We start from the raw sequence: 6333 nt of genomic DNA, 5'->3' as shown, positions 1-6333 counted from the left end.
TTGAGAAGCTAGACCTCATATCTAGAAAGTATGAGGTTTTTTTTAAACAACATATATGATTTAACTTAAGGGAAATGAGATGTCGTTAGGTGCAATTTACTTATGGGAACCTGAAATTTTTACAGGTGATTTACCCGATATAAATGATTCAGAGCGTGCAGCTTATGATTTATACCAACAGCATCGAAATACAGCAAGTGAGGGAAAGACACTACAGGCATGGATTGATTATATTGCGATAAAGGTAACAGATCCGCAATACAGTGAGTTCTTTTCTGATGAAATACAGGAATGGATGGTAGGCTTACAGCAGGGTCTAAAAGCCCAGCCTCGTGCGATGCTGGAGTTGGAGCATTTTGACATTCTTGCACAGGGCGATGCGCTGTATCGTGTGTTTTATGAGGCGGTACAGGCATCGGGAGTTGGTTTCTATGAACCCTATTTCGCAGTTTGGGGAATGGGTCTTTTACAGACACCCTTTGGCGCAGTTGAACAGGTGCTTGCTTCATTTTTAAAGCCCTTAAGTACACAGGCACAAACCTTTAATCTGGAAGACATTGAACCGCCCCGTAATATAAAAAAGGCTGAGGAGTTGGTGCGTTTGTGGACAGCCCAGCATCCGTATGCTAAAAATTTAAAATTATATATCTATAATATTGGGCATGATTTTATTAATCCATGGAGAAATATTGAGCATCCTGAACTGGCACCAGATGAGGGATACCGTAGTTGCCTCTTTATTGATGAGGTCAAGGGTATCTTTTATCAATTAAAAATGAGCTTTGGAAAATTGACAAAAAGCCCTATGGTTTCATTTTCAATGGATTTGACCAGTCATTTTATTCCTAAAGAACAACAGGAAGCATTACAAGAAAAATTAATTATTAGATTGTTAGATCAAGATATACGTACGCCTGTCTTAAATGAGCAAGGGTATCTTGAATTAAAATACTATCTAACAGGTCGTTGGGATAATAGGACTTCTATCCAGAAATTTTTTAGGGGATTTGATGGTTATGTCAGTTTTATTTTTGCACATCTGGGAAATGGGAATCTAAAGGAGTTACAGGCATGGGCGTATGGTGATATGCCTGAAGGGCTTATTATCCAGTTATATTATAAAACAAGGATGATGATTTATGCTGTAAGTCTGGATCAGGATGCTTTGGACCAATGCTATGAACAAAGTAAAAAAGAGTTCTCGGAGGAGAAAGAGCTTTTTTATTTAGAACAAAATTATCTTTTCTATAATGATATTTTAAAGATAGTTCAGGAAGCTGGAACAGCATTACCGCCGTACCAGAAGAAAGTTATTTAAATTTTAGGATTGAACAACTTCGCAAGTATGTAAGATGTATTTTTATAAATACATCTTACAACGGATTCCACTTGGGAATTTTACACCGCTACTTTTTATGGTTGCACCTGTACTAAAAGTTCCAGAACTGGCATCAATCACTTGATCGACATGGTCAAGTTGAATAATGGCTGCAAAATTTTCAAATGGCGTTTCTGGAACGATCTTTACTTTCTGACCTTTTTTAATTGTATTAAAGTACTTTAAGGGAATAATTGCATTGATCTTAAACTGATCAGTTTGGGCGATCTTTAAAATTGGATTTTTTCCTTCAGTTGGGTTTACCAAACTGCCAGCATAAATATACTGTTGTACGACTACACCATTAAATGGACTATAAATCGTTCTACGGTTTAAGTCGGCCTGACTCTGTTTATACTCATATTCTGCTTGCTTAATACTTTCCTGTGCAGTCTGTAGTTCAGATCGAGCCTGTTGTAACTCACTATAGGCATCATCATAAGCTTGACGGGATACAAAATTCTCAGCCAGTAATTGTTTCATACGCTGTACTTTACTTTCTGCATGTTCGATTTTAGAACGTGCGGTATTGGCAGAGCCACGTAACTGGGTGCGATAGTAGGCTGTTTGGCTTGCGGACTTTTCTACGCTGGATTCTATCTGTGCCAGCACCTGACCTTTTTTAATCTGACTGCCTGCCTTTACAGGAATACTTTGTAAAATACCTGTAATAGGACTCCGTATTTCCACAATTTGTGCAGGCTGTACCATACAGGCAAAACTGAGTGTTTCTGCAAGGGCAGGTGCCGAATAAGTGATGGTAGCGATAAAGAGGAGGGCATATTTCATTTAATAAATTTTTCCTGCAAAACCAATTTGAGAATTTAATTTTTTATCTTGTTTAAACATGGCGATACGGTTACGGTAAGCTCGTTTCTGACATTTTTTTTGCATGTGCTTGACTGCAAGTGTCAACAGATAATGCCGTAATACAACAATAGGGATGAGATTCAGTACATAAATAAACCACTGAATGTTTTGTTGCATCAGTTGATCTTCACCTGAAACATAGGCAACACAAGAACCTTGGTCACCTTGACGACCTGCTCGGCCATACAGTTGTCGATCAATTCGTGCTGATTCATGGAACTCAGTCAAAACAACATGCAGTCCGCCTGCCTGTTTGGTTTCTGGACGTAATTTAATATCTGTACCACGACCTGCCATATTGGTTGCGACGGTAATTTTTCCACTATGGCCAGCCTCAGCAATAATGGCTGCCTCCTGTGCATCTTGCCGAGCATTTAACACAATATGCTCAATATTCAGTTGGGTCAGGGCTTCTGAAATAGCCTCTGATGCTTCAATGCTACGTGTGCCGACAAGAACTGAACGTTTGGTATCAGCGATTGCTTTGGCATGTTGTGCAATCGCCGTGTATTTTTCATGGTTACTTTTAAAATAACGATGTTTTAGTTGCTTACGTTTTGATGGAATATTGGGGGGAATCTGGCAGACTTTTAAACGATAGATCATCCAGAGTTCCCGTGAAACTTCCAGCCCAGTGCCTGTGAGTCCTGATAAAAGCAGGTATCGTCTAAAAAAACGCTGAAAGGTCATTCGGGCTAAAGTATCTCGCCCTTTGGTCAGTTCAACATTTTCCTTTGCTTCAATCAGTTGATGTAAACCTTGCTCCCATGAGCGGTCAGCCATAATCCGACCTGTAGATTCATCTACAATCTGAATTTTATTGTCCTGAATAATATAATGCTGGTCTTTATGGTAGAGGTGTAGGGCAGACAAGGCCTGTTTAATCAGCAACATTTTCCATGCATGGTTATACCAGATTGGCCGTACATCTTGAGGTAGGGGGACTTCCTTATCTGTGGGAATGCGTTCAATATCAACATGGTGCTCAGCCTCCAGCATGGTAAAATCAACTTCGGGAATCAGTTGTCTTGCCTGTTCAATCGCCCAATGGATGATTGCAGCTTCAATCAACCCTTCCGCTTCTTGCGAAATCACCATGGGCGTTTGAGCTTCATCAATGAAGACACTATCCGCTTCATCCACAATACAGAAATGTAGAGCGGGAACAATCATTGTATCCTCAGAAACTTGCCCAGTCGCCAACGAACGAAGATTTTCAATTTGTCTAGGCTGTGTTCCTTTGCCAGAAATATGATCCTTTAAATAATCAAAAACAATCTCGTTGGCACTCACATAACAAATCTGTTGATGATAATTTTCTTTTCTTTCAGGAATTTCCATTTCACCATAAATTGCACCACTACTCAGTTGAAAGAACTGGAATAAGGAGCGGAGTTCTTCTTCATCCCGTTGGGCTAAATAGGCATTGGTGGTGAGGACATGCACGAAATTTCCTGTCGCTGCCATAATGGTGGCTGCCATACCAGCAACCAGCGTTTTACCTTCCCCAGTTGGCATTTCTGCAAGACGGCCTGTCAGTAAAATATAGGTCCCCATAAACTGTACTGGATGCGGATAGATATTAAAGACACGAGAAATTGCCTCACCCACGCAAGCAAATATCAGGGCAATAGATTGGTGATGTGAAGATTCCGTAGACAATAACTGAATCGCATGTTGAAACTTGTGCACGAGTTGGGTCTGGTCAAGTTGCCTTAACTCTTCACGATGTGGGGCAATCGCTTGTGCAAACTTTCGCACATGTTTTCTGGAAATCTTTTTAGCAGGAATCCAGCCTAAAAGGTTGGCAAAGAAAATTTCAAATTTATGCAATTCCTGATCTTTTTGTTCTACCCGTGCCACATTGGATAAATAGAAAGGGCGCAGTGACATATTCTGGATGGCACGCAGATTAGACATAGAACTGCTCCAAAAATAATTGACGCAATTTTCTGGTCCATTGCCATGCCAGAGGAGAATAGCCCAAGTCATAACGAACATAGGCGACATCACCAAAAACCGAGGAATCCAAAGGTTGGGAGAGTTGAATGTCTAGATCAAAATAATTCTGTAAAGCGGTTGTGCCTTCCTGATCATTTGGATCAACCGTAATATTTCCACCTGCTTGGCTCCCCAACGCCGAAGATAAGAGTTTCTTTTGGGTTTGTGGTGTGCTTCTAATGATTTTGCCCGTATAAATGGTGTCAAAGTGATTTTTAAAACGGATTTCAATTCCTTTTAAGCGAGTATGAATTAAATCATAATCCTGTTGTAAAACTGCACTACGAACAATTTGAGCAGGTTGGTTAATCACATAACCAATAATATCACCACGTTTATAGTAGCGTTGATTGAGTTCAATCGCATCTTTGGCAAACCATTTTCCAGCAACGGCACTGTTGACCTCAAGTTGCTTAATTTTATATTGATATTGCTGGAGTTGTTGCACCGCACCTTGCTTTTGATACTCCAGCTTTTTACGTTCTGATAAATCATCAAGGGAAGCTTGTCTCAGTTTATAATCCAGCTCCTCAACCTGTAGTTTTTGTAACTCGTATTTTTCAACAAGGTCAGGGTTGGAAAGTTGAAAAAGTATCTGGTTTTGTTGGATTTGATGAGTCTTAAAATCAATTTTCTGGATATGTCCTGATTCGTTGGCTCGAATAATGGATTCTTCAGGTAACCAAACGATTGCTTGTTGGGTACTGTAAAACGGAAAAGGAACAACAAACAAAATAACAATGATGGTGGCAATAATCCACCATAAACGTCGGATTGCCTGATCACGATATTTTGACAAGGTTGCTCCTTGATAAATGTGTTTAACCCCTTTATAGAGAGGTAAAACAATGGTCATAAATCCAGAAATAATGGCAAGTATCACACCAAAGAAGAAGTATTTTTGAGCGACAAACCAAATTAAGCCCACCATAATCATGATGCGATAGATTGGAGAGATCAGACCATAACTAATAAGCCAAAATCGCTCATTTTCTGCTGCATAAGGAGGGTGTGCTGTTTTTGCACCAAAAATATAACGGTCTGATAAATAAACCCAATATTTTGTTGCCCGACCTGCCAGATTGGGAATTTCGAGTAGGTCAGACAAAATATAATAACCGTCATAACGCATGAGTGGATTACCATTCACCAATACGGTTGAAACAGTTGCGATAAAGATTACGTTATAAGCAAAGGCATGGACCAGCCCAGATTCAGTGGATACCCAAAGATAGATGGCAACTGCGCCAAGCAATAACTCCGTCAATATTCCAGCAATCGATACCGCAATCCGTTGCCATTTGGAAATAAAATGGTAAGAGGAGGTGGCGTCAACATAAGGAATCGGAATAAACAGGATAAACATCAGTCCCATTTCCCGAACATTGCCATTCCAGGCTTTGATGGCTAAGCCATGGGCAAATTCGTGGATCAGTTTAACAATGGGATAAGTGAGCCAGAGAATAAAAAGATTACTAGTCGATAGCACTCGATCTGACAGGTTATTGGTTAGACTTTGCCAATGTTCGGCAAGCAGTAATAGTGCTGGACTAACAATGATGATCCAGAATAACAATGCCCAGATACTAAAGATGGCTTGAGCAAGGGATTTGAACCCATCAAAAAATGCATCAGGATAAACCAGAGGAAGCTTTAAACTAATTGGATTTAAGAAAGACTGTTTTAATTTATTAAATTTATGCTTCTTAAAGCGTTTAAACATTTCTTCTGAATCGAAAGATACTTCAGTCTGCAATAAATCGTTGTTATAGAGTTGGGTCAGTAATTGTACCAATTCATTTTGACTAATCGCCCGATATTGTTTATTGAGATTGACATTTTGCTGTTCAATATATTCAGCCGCCCTGTCCCATATTTGCTCAACATTGGACTGACCATCTAATAAGGTAATCACATACCATGTTTCAGGATTCACTCGGACAAAGCGCTGTGACATCGGTTCAAACAGTAAAAACCAAGCCCGACCTCGTAGAGTACGTGGCAAAACCTCTACATTTTGCCTTAACTGAGGTTTGAGATGGCGAACAAGATGCCAGTGTTCTGAAAACAGACTTTGCATTGTG

The 6333-nt window shown here is 39.9% G+C and carries 4 protein-coding genes; 1 reads left to right on the top strand and 3 read right to left on the bottom strand.

All coding sequences use genetic code 11. The features are described 5' to 3' along the window. Positions 1–79 precede the first annotated feature (79 nt). Positions 80–1318 carry a hypothetical protein gene (locus QTA56_RS11300; RefSeq protein ID WP_267981050.1) on the top strand — a complete coding sequence of 413 codons (1239 nt, stop codon included), beginning with the start codon at positions 80–82 and terminating at the stop codon, positions 1316–1318. 42 nt (positions 1319–1360) lie between these two features. On the opposite strand, the gene QTA56_RS11295 is transcribed toward QTA56_RS11300, so the two are convergent. Genes QTA56_RS11295 through QTA56_RS11285 form a run of 3 tightly spaced genes read right to left on the bottom strand, consistent with a single transcriptional unit; the run spans position 1361 to position 6329 of the window. Further along, complete coding sequence (locus tag QTA56_RS11295; RefSeq protein WP_267981049.1) at positions 1361–2167, bottom strand: efflux RND transporter periplasmic adaptor subunit; 807 nt, start codon at positions 2165–2167, stop codon at positions 1361–1363. Next, positions 2168–4168 (bottom strand): preprotein translocase subunit SecA, encoded by a 2001-nt coding sequence (locus QTA56_RS11290; RefSeq protein ID WP_267981048.1) that lies wholly within the window; start codon positions 4166–4168, stop codon positions 2168–2170. Then, positions 4161–6329, bottom strand: a complete 2169-nt coding sequence (locus QTA56_RS11285; protein WP_267981047.1) for a site-2 protease family protein — start codon at positions 6327–6329, stop codon at positions 4161–4163. Before QTA56_RS11285 ends, QTA56_RS11290 begins: the two co-directional genes overlap by 8 nt. Positions 6330–6333: the final 4 nt, after the last annotated feature.

Origin of the sequence: Acinetobacter thutiue, assembly GCF_030385805.1 — a bacterium.
Lineage (GTDB): Bacteria > Pseudomonadota > Gammaproteobacteria > Pseudomonadales > Moraxellaceae > Acinetobacter > Acinetobacter corruptisaponis.
Note: the sequence above shows the minus strand (reverse complement) of the source record. Positions and strands in the feature narration are given on the sequence as shown.

Bases quoted from the DNA above. Each gene is read 5' to 3' on its own strand.
- QTA56_RS11300 (WP_267981050.1), top strand. From the start codon at position 80: ATGTCGTTAGGTGCAATTTACTTATGGGAACCTGAAATTTTTACAGGT.
- QTA56_RS11295 (WP_267981049.1), bottom strand. From the start codon at position 2,167: ATGAAATATGCCCTCCTCTTTATCGCTACCATCACTTATTCGGCACCT.
- QTA56_RS11290 (WP_267981048.1), bottom strand. From the start codon at position 4,168: ATGTCTAATCTGCGTGCCATCCAGAATATGTCACTGCGCCCTTTCTAT.
- QTA56_RS11285 (WP_267981047.1), bottom strand. From the start codon at position 6,329: ATGCAAAGTCTGTTTTCAGAACACTGGCATCTTGTTCGCCATCTCAAA.